This is a genomic window from Cloacibacterium sp. TD35 (assembly GCF_028864635.1).
Classification (GTDB): Bacteria; Bacteroidota; Bacteroidia; order Flavobacteriales; family Weeksellaceae; genus Cloacibacterium.
This window is the reverse complement of the sequence record NZ_CP104850.1, coordinates 2,170,970-2,197,221: the sequence shown is the minus strand read 5'-3', so window position 1 is coordinate 2,197,221 and position 26,252 is coordinate 2,170,970. Positions and strand designations below refer to the sequence as shown.

Here is a 26,252-nt window from a genome sequence, read left to right as displayed (position 1 = left end):
TTATGCTTTTTGAAATTTTTCTTTCCACAAGAATTTTCCTAGGTCAATGATTTTTTTTAGAGGTTCATTGTTTAAGAATTCAAAACCTGTGTCAATGGTTTTTTCAATGAATAAATCTGTTTTTTCAAAACTTGGTGATTCATCTTTTTGCCAAAATTCTATGATCGATAAAAAGTGTAACCAAAGCGCTTCTTCTCTAGATTTTTCATTGAAGTTTTTAATAGAGTCTTTTGCTTTTTCTATAATTTCTAAATCATTAAAGTCTAAAGTTTTGATAAATTTTTGATGTTCAGATTTTAGTTCATGAAGTTTTTGCAACGTAGAAAGGTTTTTCTTTTCTAAAATCATGAGCACTAAAGATCTGTTCATCGTAAGGTTTTCAAAAAAGATAAAATAAAGATTCAGTAATCTTTCTTTAGCACTCATGTCTTCATAGCCTTCGATTTCTAGAGAAAGTTCTAGAGATTTCTGGAAAAAATGCTTTAAAATTTCTTTCTCTAATTGTTCGAAACTTGAAAAGAATTGGTAAAATTCTTTTTCATCAAATTGGTTTTCTTGTGCAAAAACGTAGATGTTTTTGGGTCTCTCTCCGTGGGTAAGTAAATAATTTCCGTAATGGGATAAAATTTTTTCTGAGTTGATTGGTTTATTTTTCATATTTCAATTTTTTTTAATCGTTTTGTATTCCTTTATTAATAAGCTTTTGTACTTAATTTCAAAGGTTTATTTAATTCAATAGAATTTATTAATGACAAAAATAGTAAAATATTTTACTACTTAATAAAATAAAGTATAAATTTGTACAATAATTATGATTTAAAAAATAGATAATATGATCAAGATACAAGCAGAATCAAAATTGCCTACAGATTTTGGAAAGTTCAAAATTGTAGCATTCTCAGAATCACAAGAAGATTGGATGCCACATATTGCATTAATCTCTGAGAATACAGATTTTAAAGGAGTGGTAAACGTAAGAATTCATTCAGAATGTATTACGGGAGAGATTTTTCATTCTCAAAAATGCGAGTGTGGTCAACAATTAGACGCATCTATGAAATATATAGATGAAAATGGTGGAATTATTTTATATCTTCGTCAAGAAGGTAGAAATATTGGGATTATCAATAAAATAAAGGCTTATCAGTTGCAAGAATTGGGTCTTGATACGGTAGAAGCTAATCTTCAGTTGGGTTTACCAGCAGATGATAGAGATTTTAATGTAGCGATAGAAATTCTAAATATTTTAGGCGTTAAAAAAATCAACCTTTTAACGAATAATCCCGAGAAATTAAGTTTTGTAGAAAATAGCAATATTCAATTGGTAAAGAGAATTCCACTTAATATTAAGGCTAATCACATCAATAAATCATATTTAGAGGTCAAAAAAAGTTATTTTAGACATCAATTAGAAGAAGCATTATCATCAATTTAAAAATAGAATACCCTTGAAAACAACAGTAATTATAGGTTCCGGATTTTCTTCACTGGCTTCTGCTTGTTATATGGCAAAAGCAGGTTACAAAGTGACAGTTTTAGAAAAAAATGAACAATTAGGAGGAAGAGCTTCCATGATGGAAATTGATGGCTATAAGTTTGATATGGGCCCAAGTTGGTATTGGATGCCAGATATTTTTGAGAGATTTTTTGCAGATTTTGGTAAAAAAGTTTCAGACTATTATGAGCTAGAAAAACTTTCGCCTGCTTATAGAGTGGTCTTTGGTGAAAATGATTACATCGATGTAGAAGATACTCCAGAAAAAATTATTGCTACTTTCGAAAGAATAGAACCAGGCAGCGGAAAACATCTGAAAAAATTCATGGATGAAGCTGAGGGAAACTATCGTGTTGCGATGCAGGATTTGGTGTATAATCCAGGTTTGTCATTGCTAGAATTGGTTTCTGTTGAAAGTGCTAAAAGATTAAATTTATTTGTTAAAAATATTTCTGAGCAGGTAAGAAAGGAAATCAAAAATCCTAAATTGAGAAGTATTTTAGAATTTCCTGTATTATTTTTAGGCGCAAAACCGAATAAAACTCCTGCTTTCTACAATTTTATGAATCATGCAGATTTCGGTTTGGGAACATGGTATCCGAAAGGTGGTTTCAATGCAGTTGCACTTGGAATGGTTAAATTAGCCAAAGAATTAGGTGTAGAATTTCATGTGAATGAAGAAGTGATAGGAATAGATTATGAAAATAATCAAGCCAAAAAAATCAGAACTCAAAACGGAGTTTATGAGGCAGATATTTTCATTTCTGGAGCAGATTATGCACACACCGAAAAATTGCTCAACGGAAACCGAAATTACAGTGAAGAATATTGGCAAAAGAAAACCTTTGCGCCTAGTTCTTTCTTATATTATGTAGCTTTTAACAGAAAAGTGAACCATCTTTTGCATCATAATTTGTTCTTTGATACAGATTTTGAAGAGCATGCAAAAGAAATTTATGATACCAAAGTATTGCCAAAACAACCTTTGTTTTATGCTAATTTTTCGAGCAAAACAGATGATTCTCTTTGCGAACAAGGCAAGGAAGTTGGTTTTTTCCTTATTCCAGTTGCGGTAGATTTAGAAGACAACGAAGAAATTCACGAAAAATATTTCCAGTTGATTCTCGATAGAATTAAAAAATGTACGGGAGAAGATTTAAGTGATGCCATAGTTTTCAAAAAATCATTCGGTGTTAAAGATTTCAAAGAGCGTTATTACTCTTGTAGAGGAAATGCTTACGGTTTGGCAAATACCTTATTGCAAACATCGGTTTTAAGACCAACGATTAAGAATAAAAAATTGAAAAATTTCTTTTATACAGGGCAATTAACAGTTCCAGGACCAGGAGTTCCGCCTGCATTGATTTCTGGAAAAGTAGTTACAGATTATATTCTAAAGAACAATTAGTCTGTTGAAATTTTAAGTCTCAATTTTAAACCACACAAACACAAAAAAAATGAATAATTTTCAAATTTTTAATCACATTTCTGGATTAACCTCGAAAATGGTTACCGAAAAATACAGTACTTCGTTTTCTAGAGCTTCTACCTTGTTTAAGCCAGAAATTCGTCAGCATATTTATAATATTTATGGTTTCGTGCGTTTTGCAGACGAGATTGTAGATACTTTTCATGATTATGACAAAGCAAAATTGCTAGATGAGTTCGAGAAAAACTACAGAGATGCACTGGAAAATGGTTTTTCACTAAATCCTATTCTTCATTCTTTTTGTACTACACAGAGAGAAAAAAATATTCCTCAGCATTTGGTAGATGCTTTTTTGCACTCTATGAGAATGGATTTGGGTGATATCAAGGATTTGAATGACGAAAAATACAATGAATACATCTACGGAAGCGCAGAAGTAGTAGGTTTAATGTGTTTGAAAGTCTTTGTAGATGGCAATGAAGAAGAATATCAAAAACTGAAACCTTATGCACAAAGTTTAGGTGCGGCGTTCCAAAAAATCAACTTCTTAAGAGATATTTCTGCAGATTATACAGATTTAGGAAGAACCTATTTCCCGAATGTGAACTTCAGAAATTTTTCTCAACAAGATAAATTAGAAATCGAGAAAGATATTGCTAAAGATTTTGAACATTCTTTAATTGGTATCAAGATGCTGCCTATGTCTTCTAGATTAGCGGTGTTTATGGCATATAAATACTACACGAATTTATTTAAGAAAATTAAAAAATGTAAGCCAGAAATATTGATGCACAAAAGAATCAGTGTTTCTAATGCGAGAAAAGTTTATCTTTTTGGGGAGATGATTTGTTTAAAAATCTTAACTTCGTAAGATAATTTTAAAATCTATGAAAAAGCTCGTTTTTGTATTTTTATTGTTTTGCAGTTTCATCAATGCACAAAGTTTAGTAGAGCTAAGAGGTTACCTTCAAAAAGGAGAAAACTCAGAAGAAGTAAGCAAAACCCTTATTTCAAAATCTAAAAATGCTTATGATACAAGTAAAAAGCCTATTTATATGGCATTTTATGCTGTAGGTAATTTTTTTATGGCAAAACACGCATCTAATCCTTTGAATAAATATTCTTATTTCAATAAAGGAAAAAAATGGTTAGAAGATGCGATAAAAAAAGAGCCTAATAATTTGGAGATCAGATTGATGAGATTAATTTCTCAAGAAAAAACGCCAAGTTTTTTGGGTTACAATAAAAATATAGAATCAGACCGAAATTTCATTATTAAAAACTATAAAAACTCTGATGATGAAAATCTAGTGAAATTCATCAAAAACTATTTAAAAATTTAAAATTAAAAAATGGAAGCATTGCAATATTTTTTCATCACATTAGGCGTTTTCGTTACCATGGAAGGTGTCACTTGGCTTACGCACAAGTATATTATGCATGGTTTAGGTTGGTATTTTCACGAAGATCATCACCAACCAGGCTACCCTCACGTTTTTGAAAAAAATGATTTCTTTTTTGTGATTTTTGCGATTCCTAGTATTCTATTATTCTATTTCGGGACGATTAATGGTATTAATTGGATGTTTTTTATAGGTCTAGGAATTTTACTATACGGAATGGCTTATTTTTTAGTGCATGATGTTCTCATTCACAGACGTTTTAAATGGTTTGACAAAACCAATAACTGGTATTTACGTGGATTGAGAAAAGCGCACAAAATGCACCATAAGCATCTTGGGAAAGAAGAAGGAGAGTGTTTCGGAATGCTTTTCGTACCGTTAAGATACTTCAGAGAAGCAATGAATTCAAAACTAGCTTAATATATTTTCTTATTGAATTTACTGCTAATTATTCATTAATTTAAAATCAAAGTTTTGCAACAATATTATTACATAGCTCTAGATATCTTGAGTTTTAGTATTCCTTTTATCTTCAGTTTTGAGAAAAAATGGATGAATTTTATCCGTTTTTGGAAGCCTTATTTTTTGGCAATCATTACGGTGGGAATTTTCTTCATTCTATGGGATATATATTTTGCGTACCAAAATGTTTGGGGTTTTAATGATGAATATTTAATGGGAATCAGATGGTTTAAACTGCCTGTAGAAGAATGGTTGTTTTTCTTGCTCATTCCTTATTCCAGCAATTTTATTCACTATTCTTTAGAATATTTCTTTCCGAAATTGCAGTTGACCAAAAAATTGACACAATGGATTTCTGTTTTCTTATTAATCATAAGTGCAAGTGTTTTTGCTACTAATTTAGATAGAATTTACACCGCAGCAAGTTTTGGGTTGTTTGCACTATTGATGATTTTCCAAATATTTTATCAATGGGAATATGCACGAAAGTTTTACATTAGTTTTGTGCTGATTTACGTGCCGTTTTTCTTTGTTAATTCTGCTTTAACAGGAAGCTATTCAGAAAATCCAGTAGTTTTTTATGACAACAATGAAAACCTTGGAATCAGAGTGGGAACCATGCCTTTAGAAGACAGCTTTTACTGTTTTTCGATGCTTTATGGAAGTGTCTTATTGTTTGAATATTTTAGAAGAAAATGGAACTATTCTCTATCAATGTCTGTAAAATCATAATTTAAAATAAAATTCAGAGATGAAAATTAATATAAAAAAACAATCAGGAATTTATACACTTACTTCGGAACAGATTCTTCCTATTTCTTTAGAAAAAGCTTGGGAATTTTTTACCCATCCTAATAATTTAGACAGAATTACGCCAAAAGAGATGCAATTCGAAATCACCAATAATCCGCCAGATAAAACCTATCTTGGTCAAATTATTACCTATAAAATTGGGATTTTACCAATGGTAAAAAGCAATTGGATTACAGAAATTACGCATTTCGAGGACAGAAAATTTTTCGTAGATGAACAGCGTTTTGGTCCATACGCCATGTGGCATCACGAACACCATTTCGAATCTACAGAAGATGGAAAAGTAAAAATGACGGATATCGTAAATTTCAAACTTCCTTTTGGAGTTTTCGGAGATTTATTGGCAGGATTTTATGTGAAAAATAAAGTGAAATTCATTTTCGAAAGTCGTTTTAAAATTTTAGAAGAAATCTTCAAGTCATGAAAATTTTTCTTACAGGAGCCACAGGTTATATCGGGAAAAGACTTCTCATTCAGCTATTAGAAGAAGGTCATGATGTGGTGTGTTCTGTAAGAGACCAAAAAAGATTAAGCCTAAAATTATATCAAAATCATCTTGAAAAAATTCAAATTATAGAAAATGATTTTCTAGATGAAAATTCGTTACAAAATGTTCCACAAGATATAGATTTTGCTTATTATCTAGTGCATTCTATGTCTTCTGGGAGTGGAAGTTTTTCGGAAAAAGAGAGAATTTCTGCGGAAAATTTCAGAAAAGCATTAGAAAAAACTTTAGTAAAGCAAGTCGTTTTCCTCACAGGAATTATCAATGAAGAAAAACTTTCAGAACATCTACAATCCAGAAAAAATGTAGAGCAAGCGCTTAAAAGTGAGAAGTATGCTTTAACTTGTCTCAGAGCTGGAATTATTGTAGGTTCTGGCAGTGCTTCTTTTGAAATTATCAGAGATTTGGTAGAGAAACTGCCAATTATGGTCGCTCCAAAATGGTTGAAAACAAAATGTCAACCGATTGCAATCAGAAATGTGATTCAGTTTTTGACAAAAGTTATTGGTGTAGAAAAAACCTACAATCAAAACTACGATATTGCAAGTCAAGATGTTCTTACCTACAAAGAAATGTTGTTACAATATGCTGAAGTTCGAGGTCTGAAGCGTTGGATTTTCACTGTTCCGGTGATGACGCCTAAATTATCTTCTTATTGGTTATACTTTATTACTTCTACCACCTATTCTTTGGCGGTCAATTTGGTAGACAGTATGAAAATAGATGTGATTGCAAGACAAAATTCTTTGGCTTCGGACTTAGGAATTCATTTGTTCTCTTACAAAGAAGCAATTAACATGGCTTTTGACAAAATCAAACAAAATGACGTGTTGAGTAGTTGGTATGATTCTTTTACCAATCAGTTTCACAAGCGAAATGTTTGGCAGTATTTAGAAGTTCCAGAGAAAGGTTGTTTCACCGATTTTAGAAAAATGAAAGTAGATGATGAAGAATTGGCGATGGAAAGAGTTTTCAGTATTGGTGGGAAAACAGGCTGGTATTATGCCAATTTTCTATGGAAAATAAGAGGTTTTTTAGATAAATTAATGGGTGGAGTAGGATTAAGAAGAGGAAGAAGAAACCAAAACGAATTAGAGGCAGGCGATTCTTTGGATTTTTGGCGCGTTTTATATGCCGATAAAGAAGAAAAACGCCTTTTACTCTTCGCCGAAATGAAGGTTCCTGGTGAAGCTTGGCTAGAATTCTATATTAAAAATGGAGAGTTATACCAAGAAGCTACTTTCCGACCATTAGGTTTATCGGGAAGATTGTATTGGTATTCAGTTTTACCATTCCACGGCTTAATTTTCAATGGAATGCTTCGTAAATTGGCAGGAAAATAATTATTCTACTGCTACAGAATCATCACCACGACCGTCTGCAACAGCAGTAGCATTACCATTTTCGTCAATAACTATCATTTCTGTTCTGCCAATTCCACTACGTTTTTCAAATTTGTAATTTTTTTGTTCTAAAATTTTCAAAGTACTTTCAGGAAAATTTTTCTCTACAAAAACCACTTCGGGCAACCATTGATGATGAAATTTTGCAGAATTCACCGCTGAACTTGGTGTCATTTTAAAATCAATCACATTCACGATGCTTTGATATACAGAAGTAGGAATAGTGGTTCCACCCGGAGTTCCCACCACGATGTAAGGTTTTCCGTTTTTTAGAACAATGGTTGGCGTCATTGAAGAAAGCATTCTTTTATTGGGTTCGATTTTATTGGCTTCGCCGCCTACTGCGCCAAACATATTCGGAACGCCCGGTTTTACAGAAAAATCATCCATTTCATTATTTAAGAAATAACCGCCACCTTTTACTACGACTTTGCTTCCATATAAACCATTTAAAGTAGTCGTAACAGCAACTGCATTTCCAAATTTATCAATAATAGAAATATGCGTTGTTTCGGTAGATTCTTGAGGTTGAGCAATAATTTTTCCCACTTCCGCACTTGGAGTAGCTTTTTCAAAACTGAAATTTTTCCAACGATTTTTTAAATACTCTTCAGAAATAAGCATTTGGCTTTTGTCTTCTATAAAGTCTGGGTCTCCCATAAATTCTGCACGGTCTGCAAAAGCTCTGCGTTCTGCTTCTACCATTACTTGAACTGCTTCTGGAGAATTCTGTTGAAAATTTTCTAAATTTTCAAAACTGCTCATTTTAAGCATTTGAGCCAGAAGAATTCCACCGCTTGAAGGGAGTGGCATAGAAATGATTTCGTGATTTTTATAATCGAATTGTAATGCTTTTCTTTCTTTAGTTTTATAATTTTTCAAATCTTCAAGCGTAATGATTCCATTTCCTCGCTTCATTTCGGCAACTAAGAGTTGAGCGTTTTTTCCTTCGTAGAAAGCTTTTTCACCTTGTTTCTGAATCAGTTTTAAGGTTTGAGCCAATTCTTTTTGAACTAAAATATCGCCTTTTTTCCAAGGAATTTTTTTAGTGAAAGCTGTTTTGTATGAATTATGTTTTAGAAAATCTTCTCTTGTATCATTAAGTAAATCAGCTTCTCTTTCTGTAAGTGCAAACCCTTTTTGTGCTAAATCAATTGCGGGTTGTATCAAAACAGCCATGGGTAATTTCCCGAATTTTTGATGCGTGTAAAACATTCCAGAAACCGAACCAGGAACGCCTACAGCTAATCTTCCGTTTTGTGATAAATCAGTATTGGCTTTTCCTTTTTCATTGAGATACATATCTCTAGATGCGTTTTTTGGAGCAGTTTCTCTATAATCCAATGCGATTTTTTCGCCTTCTTGGGTATAGCCTACTAAAAATCCTCCACCTCCAATATTTCCAGCTTGTGGATAAACTACTGCCAAAGCAAATTGGGTAGCAATCGCAGCGTCAAAGGCATTTCCACCATTTTTTAGAATTTGAGCACCAGCTTCACTTGCCAATGGATGCGCAGAAACTACCAAACCTTTTTCTTTTGCTTTGACTTCTTTGACGATAGAAATATTAGTGAATTGAGCAGAAACTGTTTGTGCCAAAAATAGTAGAAAGAAAAGTAGGTTTTTCATTGGGAAATATTTTTATCAAAAATAATCGAAAAATTTTAAATATTTTCAAAAAAAGTCTACAGTTAACTGAATTGCGCCTCCGAAAAAAAAGAGTAGCAAAAGTTGGAAACCTAACGAAGTGGTTCGACGACTTCAGGAGTCAATTTAGCGTCCAAAATATTTTAGGCATAAAATTTTTAATAACCCTTTAATTTTTCTAAATTTGTGAAAATCCTAAAATTTTAAAATGGAAACCGATACGCACACGGAAAAAATTCTTATTACTGGTGCTTTAGGACAAATAGGCACCGAGCTGACCAATAGATTAGTGGAAATTCATGGCGCAGAAAATGTGATTGCTTCTGGACTGGATAGATGGGACAAGAAGCTGACTTCTGCCGGATTTTATGAAAGAATGGACGTTTCTAATACGCAATTGGTGAGACAAGTTTGTAAAGATTACGAAATTACTACTGTTTATCATCTGGCTTCTTTATTGTCTGGAACATCAGAAAGACAACCGCTTTTTGCTTGGAAACTGAACGTTGAGCCGCTATTGAATTTATTAGAAATGGCGAAAGAAGGCTTGATAAAAAAAGTGTTTTGGCCAAGTTCTATTGCGGTCTTTGGGAAAGGAATTCCAAAGGAAAATGTAGGTCAAGATGTGGTTCTAAATCCTACAACGGTGTACGGAATTTCTAAAATGGCAGGAGAAAAATGGTGCGAATATTACCATGAAAAATACGGTGTAGATATAAGAAGTATTAGATATCCAGGTTTAATCTCTTGGAAAACTCCAGCAGGTGGTGGAACTACTGATTATGCAGTAGAAATCTTCTACGAAGCGATTGAAGAAGGAAAATACAAATCTTTCATATCTGAAAATACAGCCATGCCGATGTTGTATATGGATGATGCAATAAATGCAACGCTAAAACTTATGGAAGCGCCTTCTGAAAATCTCACTGTAAGAAGTTCGTATAATTTGGGCGGAATGAGTTTCACGCCAAAAGAATTGGCAGCAGAAATTAAAAAAGAAATTCCAGAATTTGAAATTTCTTACGAGCCAGATTTCAGACAAGCCATCGCTGATTCTTGGCCGGCTTCTATAGATGATTCTGTGGCGAAAAAAGATTGGGGATTAACGTATGATTTTGGCATTACAGAAATGACCAAGGATATGATTAAAAACCTGAAAATAAAATTGGGAAAGTAATCAAGTGATAGAATTTTAGAAGGGAATTCTAGAGAACTTAAATTCTTCACTACAAAATAATTTTAAACTTTGTCTGCAGATTGTAGACAAAGTTTTTTATTTTTACGATATGGTTTTACTTACTTTTAACATCATCGCTCCCGAAATTTCAGTTTCTTACCAAAAAATAGTTACAGAAGAGGAACTATTAAAAATTACAACAGATGGAACACAGAAAATTCTAGAAATTCTAGAAAAATATCAAGTTCACACTACTTTCTTTGTGGAAATTTCTTTGGTGGAAAAGTTACAAGAACTTTTAAAAAACGTCACTAAAAAAGGTCATGAATTGGGTTTACTCAATAAATACTCTTATCAAAAAGAAATAGAAACCGCTAAAGATTTCTTAGAAGAACTGACTGGGAAAACCATCAGAGGAATGAGACAGTTTCCCGAAAAAAGGTTGAGTTCTGAAAAACTGAAAGCCATGCAATTTATTTATCGTTCACCAATGGATTTCTCTAATATTTTCTTTTTCAAGAATACTTTAGAAAGAAAAAATGCTTACGAAGAAAATGAAATTATGGTGATTCCAGAAGGTGTTTCGCCGTATTCCAGACTTCCGTATAATGATTTTACGTTTCAAATAATTCCCATGAAATTTTATCAAAATATGGTGATGGAAACTTTGCAAAAAGAAGAATATGTGATGATTTATCTTAATTCTTGGCAGTTTGTAGAGCTCAATGATAAAAGATTTGGATTATCTTTTTACAGAAAATACAATCTTGGCGTACAAATGGAAGAAAAACTCAATCGTTTTCTAAAGTATATAGAAGAAAATGATTTAGCCATTACCAGAATGAAGGATTTCTTTTTCTAAATTAAGTTACACCAATTCTATAACGGTAATTTCTGGATTGATTCCTACTCTTCCAGGATAGGCAATAACTCCAAAACCTCTGTTTACATAGAGATATTTTCCTTCTGATTCATATAAATCAGCCCATTTTTTGTATTTGAATTTTACTGGTGACCATTTGATGTTTTTCAAATCTAAACCAAATTGCATTCCGTGAGTATGACCAGAAAGAGTAAGATTAACATTGGTTTTGTGTTTTTTTACCACTTCGTCAAAGTGAGTAGGGTCATGGCTCATCAGCACTTTAATTGCTTCTTCTGGAACTCCCGTCAATGCTTTGTCTAAATCACCATATTGCGGAAAAGGTTTGATTCCCCAATTTTCTAACCCCAAAAGATAAATTTTCTCTCCATTTTTTTCTAAAGCAATATTTTCATTGCGTAGAAGTTTAAAACCTGCCTCTGCTTGATAGTTTTTCAGGTTTGGGATATTTTGTGCCTTTTCTTCTGCCGAATTCCAAGCGCCATAGTCGCCATAATCATGATTTCCTAAGATAGAAAATTTGCCATCTTTGGCTTTAATACTTTTAAAAAGTGGAATAAATGGTTTGAATTCATCCGCATAATTATTCACCATATCACCGGTGAATAAAACAACATCAGCCTCTTGTTCGTTAATCAGGTTAATGGCTTTTTGTAGTTTTTGAGGATTGAAAAAACTTCCGCTGTGAACATCTGAGATTTGTACGATTTTATAACCTTTAAAACTTTCAGGTAGGTTTTTAAATCTTAATTTTACTTTTCTTACGGAGTGTCTATATTTTCCGAAAATTATGCCATCTATTGCCAATGCAGAGAAAATTCCAGCTACAGCAAGAGCGGTGGTAGAAATAAATTTTCTGCGCTCAGGAAAATAGTTTTCATTAGCGGTGAAATATTTAAAACCGAATTCTAAGAACCTAGAAAAATCTCCAATCAATAAAAAAATTAAAGATAAAATTTTCGGAAAAACGAAAATCATTACCGCAGAAACCATTAACTGTATTTGTTGATGGTCTCTGGAAGCTCTATTAAAAGTTAAAATCCAATATAAGATGATTCCATAAGCTAAAAGCGTAAAAACCCAATATCCAATTCTAATGTAATTATTGGTGGTAATATTTCTAATCGCTTGATAAACATATATTTCTATAATGAAAAATACAGCGAGTAATACTATAAAATTTGTTTTCATATATTATTCTTCATAAAAAAACTCCGACAAGTTAAGTAGTCGAAGTTTTGTATATTTTGTTTCAGAATTCTGATTAAGGCATTTTGTAAACAATACAGTTGATGTTCATTCCTGCACCTACAGAACCCATTACTACATAACCTCCTTTTTTAAAAGAATGACCTTTCATTTCTCCTTTTGCAATTAAATCATACATAGTAGGAATAGTAGCTACAGATGAATTTCCTAAATATTGAATTGTCATAGGAGACACATTTTCGTCATATTCTGATTTCCCGTATAATTTATATAATCTAGAAACCATAGCGTGATCCATTTTAGCGTTGGCTTGGTGCATTAAGATTTTATCAATGTCTTCTATACCAATATCTGCATGATCCATAGTTTCTTTTACCGCAGCAGGTACATTTTTGAGAGCATATTCATAAATCTTACGACCATGCATTCTGATATACATTTTTTCTTGGTCTGCTTCTGGATTAAGCGAATGAGAATTTTCTAAATACAAAAGTTCTTCTGCGTTATCACAAACGGTATTGGTAGCAATAATTCCCACGTTTTCTTGTTCAGATTTTTGTAAAACTACAGCTCCAGCTCCATCTGCAAAAATCATTTTATTTCTGTCAAATGGGTCAGTTACACGACTTAATGTTTCACCACCGATAACTAAGATGGTTTTTGCTTTTCCTAGTTTAATTAAATCGTCTGCTAAAATCATAGCTTCTACCCAACCTGGACAACCGAAAATCATGTCATAAGTAATGCATTTTCTGTTTTTGATGCCCAATTTGTGCTTTACTCTAGCCGCCATATTCGGCATGAAATTCGCCATTCCATTAGCAGAAACTTCTCCAAAATTACTCGCGAAAATAATATAGTCGAGATCTTCTTTTTCTATTTTAGCATCATAAATGGCTTCTTTAGCAGCTTGTACACCTAGGTCAGAATTAAATTGATCGTTTCTCAGATATCTTCTTTCTTCAATTTCTGTGATGTCTACAAATTTTTTAATAATTTCTTCATTGGGTTTATCAATAAAATCTCCTGCGTCTGTATAAAACTTAGAGTTGATAAAATGAGAGCCATCAATTACTCTTTCTGGAATGCAACTACCTGAACCTACAATTACTGAACTTGGCATAATTTCTATATTACATTTATAATTAAGGAGCAAATTTATAAATTAAATCATAACAAACGCATAGAAAATAATTATTAACTTTGCAATTCTCAATATTTTTTTAAATATGAAAAAAAATGCTCCTCTTATTGGGCTTATTGTCTCGGCAAGTGTAATGCTAATTGCCTTTGGAATTTATTTTTTATTTTTAGCAAAGAAAAATGAATATCTAGTAGATAATCCTACTACTAAAACGTATTACTTTAAAATAAATAACGGCGAAGAAAAAATCATCACTTCTGGTCAGTTCGTAAAAGTAGACCTTAACAGAGGGAAACAAAACAGTATTAAGGTTTTTGACGATAAAAAGAAACTTCTTTTTGATTCTGCTTTTAATGTTTCTCAATACAGAGGTTTATTGAATATTGCTGGAGAAGAGTATTTTGTGCACCGTCAGTTTTATGGATATATCCCAAATAAAGACTCACTTTTGATGGCGAGTACTTTTGAAATGGACGGCGTAAAACTTCCTGGGCATGTTACAAAGCATAAAAAATTATACATAGAAGACTTTTATTATAATGTAGACGAAGATTATGATAAAGTCATTAAAAATATAGATAAAATAGAGTCTAGGACTAAGATTTACAGAAAAGAAGATTTTAAACTTTTCTATAAAGAAAATTATCAATAATACATACAGAAAAAGTTAGTTAAAAAATATTACTCATTACTTATTACATAAATACATGCAAGTAAAACCTTACAATACCGATCAAAGTAAAAAAACTGAAGTAGAAGATATGTTTGATAACATCGCTCCAAAATATGATTTGCTGAATCATGTTTTATCGATGAAAATAGATGTGCTTTGGAGAAATACTTTAGTGAAATGGATGAATAAAGATGCTCCTAAACTTGTACTAGATGTTGCTACAGGAACAGGAGATCTTGCCATAGCTGTACAAAAAGGAACAGGTGCAGAGGTTGTAGGTCTAGACCTTTCTCAGCAAATGCTGAATGTAGGAATTGATAAAATTAAGAAGCTTAATCTAGACCAAAAAATTTCGATGCAAAAAGGAGATGCAGAAAATCTTCCTTTTGAGGATAATAAATTTGATGCAGTTTCCGTTGCATTTGGAGTAAGGAATTTTGAGAACTTAGAAAAAGGTTTAGCAGAACTAAGAAGAGTAGTAAAAGAAAATTCAAGTGTTTACATTTTAGAATTTTCTAAAGTTGAAGGTTTCTTAGCGCCATTTTATATGTTTTATTTCAAAAATATTTTACCGCAAATCGGTAAATTAGTTTCTAAAGACAATAGAGCATATACCTATTTACCAGATTCTGTAAATGCTTTTCCTTATGGTGAAAAAATGAAACAAATTTTACTAAATACAGGATACAGCAAGGTAGAATATAAAAAACTAAGTTTAGGGATAGCTACCATTTATAAAGCGACCAAGTAATAGCCCATGAAAAAAATGTTAATCAAAACATTCTCGCTCCTTTTTTTAGGAATGTTTTTGTTTACTCAAGCTCAATTTAGAAATAAAGATAGACAAGACAGAAGGCAAGAGCAAGATTCTTATCAATACAGTTATGGTTTTTATCTTAACCTTAACCAGTTTGATTATAAACTCGTTCTAGACCCAAAACACGGAATGGAAAATAATATAAATCTCGTTCAAGCCAAACCTACTTACAGTTTTGGAGCTGGTTTAATCGGTAGAATGAGGTTAAATGACAACTTTGATTTAAGAATAGAGCCAGGTTTACAGTTTGTAGAAAGAGAACTTACCTTTAATACACAATCAAACGACCAATACGCTGCAGATGCTAGTAATCCTTTTACACCAAAAACGCTCACTGAAGCAGATATGGTAAGAAGAGTGAAATCTACCTATGTAGATTTACCAATTATGATAGAGCTTCATGCAGATAGATGGTACAATTCTAGACCTTATATGGCAGCTGGACTTAATTATATGGTGAACTTACAGTCTAATTCTAGTTCTACAGATGACAATCAACAAGGGATTTTCAGAAGCACTACCCATAATTTTGCATGGAGTGCAGAAGCAGGAATACAGTTTTATTTCTCAAGATTTAAGTTAACTCCAGCTTTTAGAGGAACCTTTGCATTTAACAATGAAATTGTAGCAGATAACGCTGGAACACCACCTTATTGGACTGCAGCAATCTCTACAATGCAAACAAGAGCTTTCATGTTTGTATTGAAATTTGAATAAGAAAAATTTTTTCTAAATATTTGATTTAAAGAAGATTCTAAGGAGTCTTCTTTTTTTATTTAAAGTTTTGCTTTAAATTATTATTAAATTTCTGTTTAACTGATTATTTTTTTTATATTTTTGCATAAGTTAGAACTAACACCTGAAATGCTTAAAGAATTAGAGAATAATTTTTCTTTACTTGAAAAAAAGATTTTTGAGATGAATAAAAGTTATCAAAATCTTTTAGAAAGGCATGCTATTCTTACAGAAGACTTTGAAAATCTGAAAGTTAAATATGAAGAAGAGCATAAAAGAAATCAGGAGTTAACAGAAGAGCAAAAAAAAATAAAATTAATCTCTGCAATATCCGGCAATCCAGACCACAATCGATTGATGAAAAATCATATCAATAGATTGGTTAAAGAAATAGATGCTTGTATTGCACAACTTCAAAATAGTGGCTTGTAATGGAAGTAAGAAGAATTACCATAAACATTGCCGGAAGAAATTATCCTCTTAATGTGCCTGCTGCCGAAGAAGAAACACTTCGTAGAGTAGGGAAACAGATAGAAGGAATGATTAGAGAATTTGAAGCTAATTTTGATGTTAAGGATAAACAAGATGCACTAGCAATGTGCGCCCTAAAATTAGGAGCTAACGCAGAAGTACATCAACTTAACTCAGAAAAAATTATAAAAAATGCTAATGATAGATTAATGCAAATTAATCAGCAATTAGACGAATTAGAAAAGTAAAACTTTTCTATAAAAACTTGCCTACAATAGTTCTAACACATTACAGGTAAACTCAACGCTAAACAATTACCGAACGAATGTCTTTGCAATGGCGTGCTGCTTTACGCAGATTACAGAGCATAGAAAACAGTTCAAATCGTGTTGATTAGGAGTTTACTCTATATCACTGAACTGTTGTAGGTTTTTTTATTTTTAAAAATTAAGTAATTGACAATTAAAACTCAACATATATGACACTAACCGCTATTATTATCGGTGCTGTTTGCTTGATTTTAGGATTAGTTGTAGGAACATTGTTCGCAAAAAGTTCTCTCAATTCTAAAGCTAAATTCATAGTAAAAGACGCTAAAAAAAGCGCCGAAAACATTATAGAAAACGCGAATGTAAAGGCTGAAGCTATTAAAAAAGAAAAAGAAGCTCAAGCAAAAGTAAAATTCTTAGAACTCAAATCTCAGCATGACGAAAATATTAACAGTCGTGAGAAAAAAATGCAGGAGGCTGAGAAAAGAATTAGAGACAAAGAACAAAAACTAAATGACGAACTTTCTAAAACTGGAAAACTAGAAAAAGATTTAGAAAGACAAAAAGCAGAGTACGATAAAAAACATGAAATCGTACAGAAAAAACAACAAGAATTAGATGTAGCGATTGCTCAAAAAGTAGAAATGTTAGAAAAAATTTCTAACTATTCGGCAGAAGAAGCAAAAGCAGAACTCGTAGAGTCTATGAAAGCTGAAGCGAAGACCAAAGCTCAGGCTCACGTACAATCTATCATGGAAGAAGCGCAATTAAACGCTAAAAATGAAGCGAAAAAAATTGTGATTCAAACCATTCAGAGAATTGGTACGGAACAAGCAATTGAAAACTCAGTTTCTGTATTTAATATAGAATCTGATGAGGTAAAAGGTAGAATCATCGGTAGAGAAGGTAGAAACATCAGAGCGCTAGAAGCAGCAACAGGTGTAGAAATCATCGTAGATGATACTCCAGAAGCAATTTTGCTTTCTTGTTTTGATCCAGTAAGAAGAGAAGTGGCTAGATTATCACTTCACAGATTGGTAACAGACGGTAGAATTCACCCAGCGAGAATAGAAGAAGTTGTAGAAAAAACGCGTAAACAAATAGAAGAAGAAATCATAGAAGTGGGTAAAAGAACCATCATTGATTTAGGAATTCACGGTTTACATCCAGAGTTGGTTAAAATCGTAGGTAGAATGAAATTCCGTTCTTCTTATGGTCAAAACTTACTACAGCACTCTAGAGAAGTGGCAAATATTGCTGCAACCATGGCTGCTGAATTAGGCTTAAACGTAAAATTAGCGAAGAGAGCAGGTTTATTACACGATATTGGTAAAGTCCCAGAGCAAGAATCAGAACTTCCTCACGCACTTTTAGGAATGCAGTGGGCTGAGAAATTTGGAGAAAATCCAGAAGTGGTAAATGCCATAGGAGCTCACCATGACGAAGTAGAAATGACTTCTTTATTATCACCAATTATTCAAGTAGCCGATGCAATTTCTGGTGCTAGACCAGGAGCGAGAAGACAAGTTTTAGAATCTTATATCCAAAGATTAAAAGATTTAGAAGCTGCTGCATTAAGCTTTGAAGGCGTATCTAGTGCATTTGCCATTCAGGCAGGTAGAGAATTGAGAGTGATGGTAGAATCTGCGAAAGTAACAGACGAAGTAGCTCATCAACTATCGTATGATATTTCTGAGAAAATTCAGAATGAATTAACTTACCCAGGTCAAGTAAAAGTAACTGTAATCAGAGAAACGAGAGCGGTAAATATCGCAAGATAATTACGGTTTCATTATACAATAAAAAACTCCTTTCAATTTTTTGAGAGGAGTTTTTTTATTATAAAAACGGTTTCATTTCGTCTTCTATTTGTTTTCTTAGGTCCATCAGTTTGATGGCATATTGTTCCATTTGTTTTTCCTGTTCAGTTTCAGGGATAAATTTTGGAACTTCTATTGTGTTTCCTTCGTCATCTACTGCCACAAAAACGATGATACAGTGTGTTTTTTTCTCAAATTCTTTACGTTTTATATTTCTAGAAAATACATTGATGGCAATGTGCATGCTGCTTTTGCCTGTGTAAATTACTTCGGCTTCTACTTTTACAATGTGACCAATTTTTATAGGCGAAAAGAACCTGATTCCACCTACGTAAACGGTTACACAGTAGCTAGAACTCCAAGAACTTGCACAAGCATAACCTGCTTGGTCTATCCATTTCATTACGCTTCCACCATGTACATTTCCGCCATAATTTACGTCTCCAGGCTCAGAAATAAACTGAAAAATAGTCTTGTTGTTCATCTGCTCTAAAATTTGAATAAAGATATTCAATAATTTTTGAAATATAGAGATTAATCTTATTTTTGAAACATGAAAAAAGTATTTTTTTTAAAGACTTGCAGCACTTGCAAAAGAATTATGTCTGAATTTGATTTGACTGATTTTGAACAAAGAGAAATCAAGTCAAAAGCAGTATCTGAGCAAGAATTGCAAGAAATGTATGCCTTGTCAAAATCTTATGAAGCGCTTTTTAGCAAAAAATCTACTCAAATCAAGGAACGAAATATAGAAGTGAAATCTTTACAAGAAGAAGATTTTAAAAAACTGATTTTAGAGGATTATCGTTTTCTAAAACGCCCCGTTTTTATGATCAATCAAGAGATTTTTATAGGAAGTGACAAGAAAAATATTGAAGAATTAAATATTTCTTTAAAATAAAAATGAATAAAATTCTTTTATTAATATTATTCTTTAGCTTAAATCTGAAAGCTCAAACGGTTTACAAAACGCCTTCAGGAAGTAAATATCATATATCATCATGCAGAATGGTGAAAAATGTATCTTCTGGAGTTTCTTTGAGCAAAGCAATAGAACTTGGATTATCTCCATGTAAAATTTGTAAACCTCCAATTTCATCTGTTTACCATTTAGTTTCTAAACCTAAGAAGGTTAATGGAGTAAATTCTAAAAATCAGTGCAAAGGAATTACCAAAGCGGGAAAAAGATGTAAACATTTCACTAGAATAGGAAATGATTATTGCTATCAGCACCAACCATAAAAATTAAAATAAAAAAAGCAGTTCGGAAAGAACTGCTTTTGTAGTATGTTTTAAGAATTTCCTTATACAAATGGTAATTTTACCACTTTAGCAGGGATATTTTTATTTCTGATTTGAATAAAGATCTCAGAATCTAATTTAAAGTAAGGCTTAGCTACATAAGCAAGACCTACTCCCACTTTTTTCAAAGGACTCATGGTTCCAGAAGTTACTTTCCCTATTTCATTTCCTTCTGCATCTACCACCAAGTAATCATGTCTAGGAATAGCTTTTTCTTGCATTTCGAAGCCTACTAATTTTCTAGAAACTCCTTCTTCTTTTTGTTTCAATAGGAATTCTTTATCTACAAATTCTTTGTCGAATTTAGTAATCCAGCCTAATCCAGCTTCTAATGGAGAAGTAGTATCATCAATATCATTACCGTAAAGACAGAATCCTTTTTCTAGTCTTAAAGTATCTCTAGACGCTAATCCACAAGGTATAAGTCCAAATTCTTCACCTGCTTTTGTAAGTTCGTCCCAAAGTTTTTCTGCACTTTCGTTTCCGAAATAAATTTCAAAACCGCCACTTCCTGTATAACCGGTATTAGAAATAATAACGTTTTCTACACCTGCTATAGTTCCCATTGTAAAATGGTAGTAAGGGATTTCAGAAAGATTGGAGTCGGTAAGTTTTTGAAGGGTTTCTACGGCTTTCGGACCTTGAATCGCAATGAGAGAAGTTTCATCTGAAATATTACTTAATTGAGCTCCGAATTTTTCATTATAATGAGAAAAATGATTCCAATCTTTTTCGATGTTAGAAGCATTTACCACTACAAAATACTTTTCGTCATTCATTTTATAAACGATTAAATCGTCTACTATTCCGCCTTTTCCATTCGGTAGACAAGAATATTGCGCTTGTCCATTAGTCAGTTTTTCTACATTGTTAGAAGTGATAAATTGGAGTAAGTTTTTAGCTTCTGGACCTTCTACATAAAACTGTCCCATGTGTGAAACATCAAAAATTCCTACTTTTTCTCGTACAGCAAAATGTTCTTCTGTAACACCAGAATATTGTACAGGCATTTCGAAACCTGCAAAAGGAACCATTTTAGCTCCTAAAGAAACGTGCTTGTTATAAAGCGCTGTTTTTTTATCCATTTTTTATTTTTTTAACTTGATAAAAGATATTTTTTTAATTGCTTAACCTTAAAGATGATGTTTGTATTCTTCTAGAATTATTTTAAACCATTCAGTAAAATGCTCAGGATTTTGTTTCATTTCTTGGTCTAAATCTTCCATAGAAATGTATCTTACTTCGGCTACTTCTTCTAAATTGAGTTGAAAATCTCCCTCGTAATTCCCTACAAAAACATGGTCTAATTCGTGTTCCCAGAGATTTCCACCTACATCTGCTTTATATATAAAAGAGAATTTTTCCGAAATTTCGGTATCTATTCCCATTTCTTCTTTTAACCTTCTTTTGGCTGCTTCTTCATAGGTTTCATTCGCTCTAGGATGGGAGCAACAAGCATTCGTCCATTGATTAGGAGAATGGTATTTTTCTGCAGCTCTTTTCTGGAGTAGCATTTCGCCTTGTGAATTAAATAAAAATACAGAAAATGCTCTATGCAACAAACCATTGATATGTGCTTGTTGTTTTTCCATCAAGCCCAGAACTTCATCATTTTCGGTAACTAAAACTACTTTTTCTTCCATAATTGTTCGACTTCTCAAATTTAATGATAATCTACGAGATAAAGAATTGATTTTAGAAATTTGAATTTTTTATACTTTACATAGCTTTTTTGTGCATAAATATTTTAAAAAACCTTTATTAATTAGGAATTTATTATGTTTATTTTTCTCTAACTTTGCAACTTGAAAATCAGATATTGGAGCATTTAATACAAATGATGCTTCTGAAAATCAGGTTAAAGACAAAATTTTTGAGCAACAAGAATTTATAGATTCTAAATTTTTAACGATTAATCTAAAAAAAATATAAATGAAGGTATTAGCAAATGATGGATTGACACTATCAGGAATCAATGCTTTAGAAGAAAAAGGTTTCACTGTAATTACAGAGAAAGTTCCTCAAGAAGAGCTTATTTCTTACATCAATGCAGAAAAAATTAGAACACTTTTAGTGAGAAGTGCAACTAAGGTGACTAAGGAAATCATAGACAACTGCCCATCTCTACAAATCATAGGAAGAGGTGGAGTAGGAATGGATAACATAGAAGTAGCATACGCTAGAGAAAAAGGACTTTATGTAATCAATACACCAGCTGCTTCATCTGAAAGCGTGGCAGAATTAGTTTTTGCACATTTATTTACAGGGTGCAGATTTTTACAAGATTCTAATAGAAAAATGCCAGTTTCGGGGCAAACAGAATTTGCAAAATTTAAAAAATCTTACGAAAAAGGGTTAGAATTAAGAGGAAAAACTATTGGTATTGTTGGATTAGGTAGAATTGGTCAAGAAGTAGCAAGAATCGCACTAGGATTAGGAATGAACGTCATCGCTTCTGATGTAATGATAGATAAAACAAGTGTGAGAGTAGATTTCTATAACGATCAATACCTAGATATAGAAATAATTACTGAACCTTTCGAAGAAGTGATAAAAAAAGCAAACTTTATAACACTTCACGTTCCTGCCCAAAAATCTGCGATTATAGGCAAAGAGGAAATTGCTAAAATGAAAGATGGAGTGGCTTTAATCAATTGTGCAAGAGGTGGCGTAATAGATGAAGAAGCCTTAATAGAAGCATTAGATGCTGGTAAAGTATCTTTTGCGGGATTAGATGTTTTTGTGAATGAGCCTACACCATCAGAAAAAATTCTTACTCATCCTAAAATTTCTTTAACGCCTCACACTGGAGCGTCTACTTTAGAAGCCCAAGACAGAATTGGCGAAGAACTGGCGATGCAGGTTGCTAGTATTTTAAAAATTCAATAAAATAAAAACTCCGAAAATTTTCGGAGTTTTTTTATAAATTATGATTTATTTTTTAATAAATCTCTTATTTCTGCCAAAAGTTGTTCTTGTGTAGGTCCTGAAGGTGCAGCTGGAGCAGGTTCTTCTTTCTTTTTCAGCCCATTAATTCCTTTTATTAATAAAAAGATTACAAAAGAAATAATCAAGAAACTAAGCACGGCAGCTAGAAAATTGCCGTATAAAATTCCTCCATCAGTTTTTAATTCTTGAATTTTTTCCAAATTTGCAGCCTTTAAAGCTGGGGTAAGTAATGCAGGAGTAATTACATCATCTACCAGTGAACTCACTATTTTTCCGAAAGCTGCACCTATGATTACTCCTACAGCTAAATCCATTGCATTTCCTTTAGCAATAAACTCTTTAAATTCTTTTATTAAGCCCATATTTTTATGATTTAGGTTTTAACAAATTTAGAAATAAAATGTTAATAATGCTTTATTAGCTCAGTTTTTTTTAACAAAAACGATACGCTTGATTGAAGGATTTTTGTTGTAAATTTGTATAAGACATTTCATTTTATGAAAATATTTTCTGCAGCACAAATTAAAAATGGTGATTTGTTTACCATAAAAAATGAACCGATTGCTTTTGTCCATTTAATGGAAAAAGCAGCTATAGCTTGCACAGAATTCATTCATCACAGATATCTGAAAACCCAGAATATTCTTATTTTTTGTGGAAACGGAAATAATGGAGGAGATGGTTTGGCAATGGCCAGACTACTTTACCAAAAAGGTTTTGACGTAGATGTATTCATCGATAAAAATAAGAAAGATTTTTCAAAAGATGCAGAAATCAATTACCATAGATTAAAAGAATTTTTAGGAATCAGAATTTTAGATTTTACAGATTTTGATGAAAGTTTTACCAATGAAGACACCATTATTATTGATGCTCTATTCGGAACAGGATTGAATAGAAAAATCGAAGGCAAAATGGGGCAATTGATTTCTATTCTCAACCAAATTCAAGCTCATAAAATTGCTATTGACATTCCATCGGGTGTTTTTGCAGATAAGAATATTCCAGAAAATGGAGTTATTTTCAAGGCAGATGAAACTTTGTCTTTGCAGTTTTGTAAGCAATCTTTTTTACATCCAGAAATCAATCTGTATTGTGGAAAAATTCACATATTAGAAATAGGAATCAGTAAAAAATATATAGAAAATACTGAAACTCCTTATTATATAATAGACGAAGAGTTTATCCGTAAAGTTTATAAAAAAAGAAAAGACACTTCTCATAAAGGAAATTATGGTAAAACATGCATTATAGCAGGTAGTTTTGGTAAAATTGGAGCTGCGGTTTTGGCCACGAAAGCAGCCTTGTACTCTGGGAGTGGCCTAACTTATATTTTGGCACCTAAATGTGGATACGAAATTTTGCAAACAACTTGTCCAGAAGCCATGTATTTATATGGAGGAGAAGATTTTATTAAAAATTTTACAGTAGAGAATGATTTCACGTATGGAGTAGGTCCTGGATTGGGAACGGATTACGAAACAGAAGAAAAATTAATGCATTTTCTCCAAAATTATAATGAACCTTTGGTTCTTGATGCAGATGCTTTGAATTTGATTTCTAAAAATCTGGAAAATTTAAAGTTAATTCCAAAAAATTCTATTATTACACCTCATCCTAAAGAGTTTTCTAGACTTTTTGGAGAAACTAAGGATTCTTTTGAACAATTAGAATTAGCAAAGCTAAAGGCTCAGGAATTGAAAATTTATATTGTACTCAAAGGTCATCATACCCAAATCATCACCCCTGAAGGCTATGTTTTTTACAATATTACGGGTAACTCAGGTTTGGCAAAAGGTGGAAGTGGAGATGTTTTATTGGGAATCATCACCTCATTTTTAGCACAAGGATATACTTCAGGAAATGCTGCGAGTTTTGGAGTTTGGCTTCATGGCAAAGCGGCAGATTTCACCGCCGAAAAATATTCTAAAGAAGCGATGCTTGCTTCAGATGTTATTCAGCATATTGGGGAAGTATTTAAATATTTACAAAAATAAAGGGAAACAATTTACTGTTTCCCTTTTTTATGATGTTAGAATTTGTCTTCGTATTTGAAATTTTTAGAATAAAGCATTACCGCTAATCCTATAATGACTAATGGAATGGATAAAACCTGACCTGTATTTAGAATTCCGAGGGTAATTTTTTCTTCTCCTTGAGGTTCTTTTAAGAACTCTACTAAAAATCTGATGCTCCAAAGTACAGCAAAGAAAAACCCGAAAAGCCAACCTTGACTATATTTTTTCTTAGTGTAAAGATAAATTCCCCACATTACAAAAAATAATGCCAAATATGAAAATGCTTCGAAAAGCTGAGTAGGATAGCGAGGAACAATTTCTCCATATTCCATACTTTGTTGAGGAAATAATACAGCAAATGGTGAATCTGGTGCTGGTTTTCCTACGATTTCTGAGTTGAAAAAATTTCCCATTCTGATGAAAAATCCAGCTAATGCCACTGTAATCGCCAATCTGTCTAATAACCAAAGCGGATTTTTCTTTAATACTTTTATAGCTAATATAATGGTAGAAGCTACTAAAACGATGGCTGCACCATGACTTGCAAGACCTGAAAATCCTGTGAATTTAAATTCTGGAACGGTTTGTATAGGCAAGAAAACACTCCAGAAATCTTGTTTAAATAATTCTGGTTGATAGAAAATAACGTGTCCAAATCTTGCGCCGAGAATCGTTCCGATTAAAGTCCAGGTGAAAATGGTGTCTAAACTTTTTTCACTTTCATGGTCTATTTTAAACATTTTTACAAATAAATAGTAACCAATTCCGAAGGCTAAAACAAACATTAAACTGTAATAATGTAAGGTAAAAGTCCCGATTTCTATTCCTTTAGAAGGATCCCAAGTGAAATATAATAGCGTAGCTAAATTCATATATTTTTATTGATTTGTTAGTATTTTTTTAATGTTGATGCTCTTTTTTGGGCGGTACAGGATCGTAACCGCTTCCACCCCAAGGATGACAGCTAGAAATTCTCTTTGCACTTAGATAAATTCCTTTAAAAAGTCCGTGAACTTTTAGTGCTTCCAAGGTATAATGCGAACAAGTAGGTTCATATCTGCAATTTTTTCCCAGCCATGGAGAAATTCCATATTGATAAATTTTTATCAATACAATGAGCGGAAATATGAGAATTTTATTGAGCATTACCTTGCAAAAATAGGATAATAATTGATAAATTTGAAATTTAAGAATTCAAAATATTCTCCATGACAGTTAATTACAGCAAAAAGAGACTTTTTTTCAATTTATTTTTAGGAATTCTTTGGTTTTTTATTGGCGCCAATTATTTATTTGGCGAAGAAAAGCTGATGTGGCATCATTATGGATTTCTAGTTGTCGGATTACTTTATTTGTCAACTTTCTTATTTGAATTTTTCAAAAAATATTTTAAAATTACCTCTCAAGAAATAGTTTTGTTTGGACTAAAAAATAAAAAGATAGCTTTTAAAGATTTAGTGGAAATAAAATATTTTGCTGGAGATTATATAGTGAAAGATAGAAATCAAAGCATTACCATTGTCAAGTCGCAAATAGATAAAAATCAATTAGAAGATTTTGAAAATATGTGGAATGAAGTAAAATCTACTTTTGAAAATTCATCTCAATCTTAACCTTAACCTTAACCT

At 32.2% G+C, this 26,252-nt stretch carries 31 protein-coding genes; 21 read left to right on the top strand and 10 right to left on the bottom strand.

Annotated features, from left to right (window positions below):
- Positions 1-657: a TetR family transcriptional regulator C-terminal domain-containing protein gene (locus N7277_RS10185; protein ID WP_274779438.1), complete on the bottom strand. Its 657-nt coding sequence runs from the start codon at positions 655-657 to the stop codon at positions 1-3.
- 175 nt (positions 658-832) lie between these two features.
- On the opposite strand from N7277_RS10185, the gene ribA reads away from it, so the two are divergent.
- The 8 genes from ribA to N7277_RS10145 are packed head-to-tail and all read left to right on the top strand — an operon-like array spanning position 833 to position 7,450.
- Positions 833-1,435, top strand: coding sequence for a GTP cyclohydrolase II (gene ribA, locus N7277_RS10180; RefSeq protein WP_274779437.1), 603 nt, complete (start codon positions 833-835; stop codon positions 1,433-1,435).
- A gap of 13 nt (positions 1,436-1,448) precedes the next feature.
- On the top strand, positions 1,449-2,903 hold the full coding sequence (locus tag N7277_RS10175; RefSeq protein WP_274779436.1) for a phytoene desaturase family protein: 1,455 nt from the start codon (positions 1,449-1,451) through the stop codon (positions 2,901-2,903).
- Between the two features lie 49 nt (positions 2,904-2,952).
- Positions 2,953-3,795: a phytoene/squalene synthase family protein gene (locus N7277_RS10170; protein WP_274779435.1), complete on the top strand. Its 843-nt coding sequence runs from the start codon at positions 2,953-2,955 to the stop codon at positions 3,793-3,795.
- Positions 3,796-3,811: 16 nt separating this feature from the next.
- Entirely contained in the window at positions 3,812-4,267 is a 456-nt protein-coding gene (locus N7277_RS10165; protein ID WP_274779434.1) for a hypothetical protein, read from the top strand.
- Between the two features lie 9 nt (positions 4,268-4,276).
- Positions 4,277-4,747 (top strand): sterol desaturase family protein, encoded by a 471-nt coding sequence (locus N7277_RS10160; RefSeq protein ID WP_274779433.1) that lies wholly within the window; start codon positions 4,277-4,279, stop codon positions 4,745-4,747.
- A gap of 54 nt (positions 4,748-4,801) precedes the next feature.
- Positions 4,802-5,521: a lycopene cyclase domain-containing protein gene (locus N7277_RS10155; RefSeq protein ID WP_274779432.1), complete on the top strand. Its 720-nt coding sequence runs from the start codon at positions 4,802-4,804 to the stop codon at positions 5,519-5,521.
- 19 nt (positions 5,522-5,540) lie between these two features.
- On the top strand, positions 5,541-6,026 hold the full coding sequence (locus tag N7277_RS10150) for an SRPBCC family protein (RefSeq protein WP_274779431.1): 486 nt from the start codon (positions 5,541-5,543) through the stop codon (positions 6,024-6,026).
- A complete protein-coding gene (locus N7277_RS10145; protein WP_274779430.1) occupies positions 6,023-7,450 on the top strand; it encodes an SDR family oxidoreductase in 1,428 nt (475 codons plus the stop codon). The genes N7277_RS10150 and N7277_RS10145 overlap by 4 nt, the downstream gene beginning before the upstream one ends.
- Here the strand turns inward: N7277_RS10145 and ggt are convergent, their stop codons facing one another.
- Positions 7,451-9,139: a gamma-glutamyltransferase gene (gene ggt, locus N7277_RS10140; RefSeq protein ID WP_274779429.1), complete on the bottom strand. Its 1,689-nt coding sequence runs from the start codon at positions 9,137-9,139 to the stop codon at positions 7,451-7,453.
- A gap of 226 nt (positions 9,140-9,365) precedes the next feature.
- On the opposite strand from ggt, the gene N7277_RS10135 reads away from it, so the two are divergent.
- Positions 9,366-10,334: an NAD-dependent epimerase/dehydratase family protein gene (locus N7277_RS10135; protein ID WP_274779428.1), complete on the top strand. Its 969-nt coding sequence runs from the start codon at positions 9,366-9,368 to the stop codon at positions 10,332-10,334.
- Positions 10,335-10,443: 109 nt separating this feature from the next.
- Positions 10,444-11,196, top strand: a complete 753-nt coding sequence (locus N7277_RS10130; RefSeq protein ID WP_274779427.1) for a polysaccharide deacetylase family protein — start codon at positions 10,444-10,446, stop codon at positions 11,194-11,196.
- Positions 11,197-11,202: 6 nt separating this feature from the next.
- Here N7277_RS10130 and N7277_RS10125 read toward each other — a convergent pair whose 3' ends face one another.
- Both N7277_RS10125 and N7277_RS10120 read right to left on the bottom strand, forming a co-directional pair.
- The gene (locus N7277_RS10125) at positions 11,203-12,408 is read right to left on the bottom strand and encodes a metallophosphoesterase (RefSeq protein WP_274779426.1); all 1,206 of its coding nucleotides are present in this window, start codon (positions 12,406-12,408) and stop codon (positions 11,203-11,205) included.
- 73 nt (positions 12,409-12,481) lie between these two features.
- A complete protein-coding gene (locus N7277_RS10120) occupies positions 12,482-13,549 on the bottom strand; it encodes a 3-oxoacyl-ACP synthase III family protein (protein WP_274779425.1) in 1,068 nt (355 codons plus the stop codon).
- Positions 13,550-13,655: 106 nt separating this feature from the next.
- Between N7277_RS10120 and N7277_RS10115 the strand changes: the two genes are divergently transcribed.
- The 6 genes from N7277_RS10115 to rny all read left to right on the top strand — a co-directional run bounded on the left by N7277_RS10115 (position 13,656) and on the right by rny (position 18,316).
- Positions 13,656-14,222 (top strand): hypothetical protein, encoded by a 567-nt coding sequence (locus N7277_RS10115; protein WP_274779424.1) that lies wholly within the window; start codon positions 13,656-13,658, stop codon positions 14,220-14,222.
- A gap of 55 nt (positions 14,223-14,277) precedes the next feature.
- Positions 14,278-14,994, top strand: a complete 717-nt coding sequence (gene ubiE, locus N7277_RS10110; RefSeq protein ID WP_274779423.1) for a bifunctional demethylmenaquinone methyltransferase/2-methoxy-6-polyprenyl-1,4-benzoquinol methylase UbiE — start codon at positions 14,278-14,280, stop codon at positions 14,992-14,994.
- Positions 14,995-15,000: 6 nt separating this feature from the next.
- Complete coding sequence (gene porT / locus N7277_RS10105; protein ID WP_446715106.1) at positions 15,001-15,777, top strand: type IX secretion/gliding motility protein PorT/SprT; 777 nt, start codon at positions 15,001-15,003, stop codon at positions 15,775-15,777.
- Between the two features lie 147 nt (positions 15,778-15,924).
- The gene (locus N7277_RS10100) at positions 15,925-16,227 is read left to right on the top strand and encodes a hypothetical protein (RefSeq protein WP_274779421.1); all 303 of its coding nucleotides are present in this window, start codon (positions 15,925-15,927) and stop codon (positions 16,225-16,227) included.
- Positions 16,227-16,514 carry a cell division protein ZapA gene (locus N7277_RS10095; RefSeq protein ID WP_104792506.1) on the top strand — a complete coding sequence of 96 codons (288 nt, stop codon included), beginning with the start codon at positions 16,227-16,229 and terminating at the stop codon, positions 16,512-16,514. Before N7277_RS10100 ends, N7277_RS10095 begins: the two co-directional genes overlap by 1 nt.
- Positions 16,515-16,744: 230 nt before the next feature.
- Complete coding sequence (rny, locus tag N7277_RS10090; RefSeq protein WP_274779420.1) at positions 16,745-18,316, top strand: ribonuclease Y; 1,572 nt, start codon at positions 16,745-16,747, stop codon at positions 18,314-18,316.
- A 58-nt stretch (positions 18,317-18,374) separates the two neighbouring features.
- On the opposite strand, the gene N7277_RS10085 is transcribed toward rny, so the two are convergent.
- Positions 18,375-18,839 (bottom strand): acyl-CoA thioesterase, encoded by a 465-nt coding sequence (locus N7277_RS10085; RefSeq protein ID WP_274779419.1) that lies wholly within the window; start codon positions 18,837-18,839, stop codon positions 18,375-18,377.
- Between the two features lie 69 nt (positions 18,840-18,908).
- Here N7277_RS10085 and N7277_RS10080 point away from each other — a divergent pair, with 69 nt between their 5' ends.
- Both N7277_RS10080 and N7277_RS10075 read left to right on the top strand, forming a co-directional pair.
- Positions 18,909-19,256: an arsenate reductase family protein gene (locus N7277_RS10080; RefSeq protein ID WP_274779418.1), complete on the top strand. Its 348-nt coding sequence runs from the start codon at positions 18,909-18,911 to the stop codon at positions 19,254-19,256.
- A 2-nt stretch (positions 19,257-19,258) separates the two neighbouring features.
- Positions 19,259-19,597, top strand: coding sequence for a hypothetical protein (locus N7277_RS10075; protein ID WP_274779417.1), 339 nt, complete (start codon positions 19,259-19,261; stop codon positions 19,595-19,597).
- Between the two features lie 62 nt (positions 19,598-19,659).
- On the opposite strand, the gene gcvT is transcribed toward N7277_RS10075, so the two are convergent.
- Together gcvT and idi are read right to left on the bottom strand one after the other, a co-directional pair.
- Positions 19,660-20,742, bottom strand: coding sequence for a glycine cleavage system aminomethyltransferase GcvT (gene gcvT, locus N7277_RS10070; protein ID WP_274779416.1), 1,083 nt, complete (start codon positions 20,740-20,742; stop codon positions 19,660-19,662).
- A 48-nt stretch (positions 20,743-20,790) separates the two neighbouring features.
- The gene (gene idi, locus N7277_RS10065; protein WP_274779415.1) at positions 20,791-21,300 is read right to left on the bottom strand and encodes an isopentenyl-diphosphate Delta-isomerase; all 510 of its coding nucleotides are present in this window, start codon (positions 21,298-21,300) and stop codon (positions 20,791-20,793) included.
- A gap of 289 nt (positions 21,301-21,589) precedes the next feature.
- Here idi and N7277_RS10060 point away from each other — a divergent pair, with 289 nt between their 5' ends.
- Positions 21,590-22,546: a D-2-hydroxyacid dehydrogenase gene (locus N7277_RS10060; protein WP_274779414.1), complete on the top strand. Its 957-nt coding sequence runs from the start codon at positions 21,590-21,592 to the stop codon at positions 22,544-22,546.
- 38 nt (positions 22,547-22,584) lie between these two features.
- Here the strand turns inward: N7277_RS10060 and mscL are convergent, their stop codons facing one another.
- A complete protein-coding gene (gene mscL / locus N7277_RS10055) occupies positions 22,585-22,968 on the bottom strand; it encodes a large conductance mechanosensitive channel protein MscL (RefSeq protein WP_274779413.1) in 384 nt (127 codons plus the stop codon).
- Positions 22,969-23,103: 135 nt separating this feature from the next.
- Here mscL and N7277_RS10050 point away from each other — a divergent pair, with 135 nt between their 5' ends.
- Entirely contained in the window at positions 23,104-24,603 is a 1,500-nt protein-coding gene (locus N7277_RS10050) for an NAD(P)H-hydrate dehydratase (RefSeq protein ID WP_274779412.1), read from the top strand.
- Between the two features lie 35 nt (positions 24,604-24,638).
- Here the strand turns inward: N7277_RS10050 and lgt are convergent, their stop codons facing one another.
- Positions 24,639-25,496 (bottom strand): prolipoprotein diacylglyceryl transferase, encoded by an 858-nt coding sequence (gene lgt, locus N7277_RS10045; protein WP_274779411.1) that lies wholly within the window; start codon positions 25,494-25,496, stop codon positions 24,639-24,641.
- A 28-nt stretch (positions 25,497-25,524) separates the two neighbouring features.
- On the bottom strand, positions 25,525-25,770 hold the full coding sequence (gene yidD / locus N7277_RS10040) for a membrane protein insertion efficiency factor YidD (RefSeq protein ID WP_274779410.1): 246 nt from the start codon (positions 25,768-25,770) through the stop codon (positions 25,525-25,527).
- Positions 25,771-25,832: 62 nt separating this feature from the next.
- On the opposite strand from yidD, the gene N7277_RS10035 reads away from it, so the two are divergent.
- The gene (locus N7277_RS10035) at positions 25,833-26,237 is read left to right on the top strand and encodes a hypothetical protein (RefSeq protein WP_274779409.1); all 405 of its coding nucleotides are present in this window, start codon (positions 25,833-25,835) and stop codon (positions 26,235-26,237) included.
- The last annotated feature ends 15 nt before the right edge of the window (positions 26,238-26,252 follow it).

Coding starts and splice junctions, on each gene's coding strand:
- N7277_RS10185 (WP_274779438.1), bottom strand. CDS start 657: ATGAAAAATAAACCAATCAACTCAGAAAAAATTTTATCCCATTACGGA.
- ribA (WP_274779437.1), top strand. CDS start 833: ATGATCAAGATACAAGCAGAATCAAAATTGCCTACAGATTTTGGAAAG.
- N7277_RS10170 (WP_274779435.1), top strand. CDS start 2,953: ATGAATAATTTTCAAATTTTTAATCACATTTCTGGATTAACCTCGAAA.
- N7277_RS10165 (WP_274779434.1), top strand. CDS start 3,812: ATGAAAAAGCTCGTTTTTGTATTTTTATTGTTTTGCAGTTTCATCAAT.
- N7277_RS10160 (WP_274779433.1), top strand. CDS start 4,277: ATGGAAGCATTGCAATATTTTTTCATCACATTAGGCGTTTTCGTTACC.
- N7277_RS10150 (WP_274779431.1), top strand. CDS start 5,541: ATGAAAATTAATATAAAAAAACAATCAGGAATTTATACACTTACTTCG.
- N7277_RS10145 (WP_274779430.1), top strand. CDS start 6,023: ATGAAAATTTTTCTTACAGGAGCCACAGGTTATATCGGGAAAAGACTT.
- ggt (WP_274779429.1), bottom strand. CDS start 9,139: ATGAAAAACCTACTTTTCTTTCTACTATTTTTGGCACAAACAGTTTCT.
- N7277_RS10135 (WP_274779428.1), top strand. CDS start 9,366: ATGGAAACCGATACGCACACGGAAAAAATTCTTATTACTGGTGCTTTA.
- N7277_RS10130 (WP_274779427.1), top strand. CDS start 10,444: ATGGTTTTACTTACTTTTAACATCATCGCTCCCGAAATTTCAGTTTCT.
- N7277_RS10125 (WP_274779426.1), bottom strand. CDS start 12,408: ATGAAAACAAATTTTATAGTATTACTCGCTGTATTTTTCATTATAGAA.
- N7277_RS10120 (WP_274779425.1), bottom strand. CDS start 13,549: ATGCCAAGTTCAGTAATTGTAGGTTCAGGTAGTTGCATTCCAGAAAGA.
- N7277_RS10115 (WP_274779424.1), top strand. CDS start 13,656: ATGAAAAAAAATGCTCCTCTTATTGGGCTTATTGTCTCGGCAAGTGTA.
- ubiE (WP_274779423.1), top strand. CDS start 14,278: ATGCAAGTAAAACCTTACAATACCGATCAAAGTAAAAAAACTGAAGTA.
- porT (WP_446715106.1), top strand. CDS start 15,001: ATGAAAAAAATGTTAATCAAAACATTCTCGCTCCTTTTTTTAGGAATG.
- N7277_RS10100 (WP_274779421.1), top strand. CDS start 15,925: ATGCTTAAAGAATTAGAGAATAATTTTTCTTTACTTGAAAAAAAGATT.
- N7277_RS10095 (WP_104792506.1), top strand. CDS start 16,227: ATGGAAGTAAGAAGAATTACCATAAACATTGCCGGAAGAAATTATCCT.
- rny (WP_274779420.1), top strand. CDS start 16,745: ATGACACTAACCGCTATTATTATCGGTGCTGTTTGCTTGATTTTAGGA.
- N7277_RS10085 (WP_274779419.1), bottom strand. CDS start 18,839: ATGAACAACAAGACTATTTTTCAGTTTATTTCTGAGCCTGGAGACGTA.
- N7277_RS10080 (WP_274779418.1), top strand. CDS start 18,909: ATGAAAAAAGTATTTTTTTTAAAGACTTGCAGCACTTGCAAAAGAATT.
- N7277_RS10075 (WP_274779417.1), top strand. CDS start 19,259: ATGAATAAAATTCTTTTATTAATATTATTCTTTAGCTTAAATCTGAAA.
- gcvT (WP_274779416.1), bottom strand. CDS start 20,742: ATGGATAAAAAAACAGCGCTTTATAACAAGCACGTTTCTTTAGGAGCT.
- idi (WP_274779415.1), bottom strand. CDS start 21,300: ATGGAAGAAAAAGTAGTTTTAGTTACCGAAAATGATGAAGTTCTGGGC.
- N7277_RS10060 (WP_274779414.1), top strand. CDS start 21,590: ATGAAGGTATTAGCAAATGATGGATTGACACTATCAGGAATCAATGCT.
- mscL (WP_274779413.1), bottom strand. CDS start 22,968: ATGGGCTTAATAAAAGAATTTAAAGAGTTTATTGCTAAAGGAAATGCA.
- N7277_RS10050 (WP_274779412.1), top strand. CDS start 23,104: ATGAAAATATTTTCTGCAGCACAAATTAAAAATGGTGATTTGTTTACC.
- lgt (WP_274779411.1), bottom strand. CDS start 25,496: ATGAATTTAGCTACGCTATTATATTTCACTTGGGATCCTTCTAAAGGA.
- yidD (WP_274779410.1), bottom strand. CDS start 25,770: ATGCTCAATAAAATTCTCATATTTCCGCTCATTGTATTGATAAAAATT.
- N7277_RS10035 (WP_274779409.1), top strand. CDS start 25,833: ATGACAGTTAATTACAGCAAAAAGAGACTTTTTTTCAATTTATTTTTA.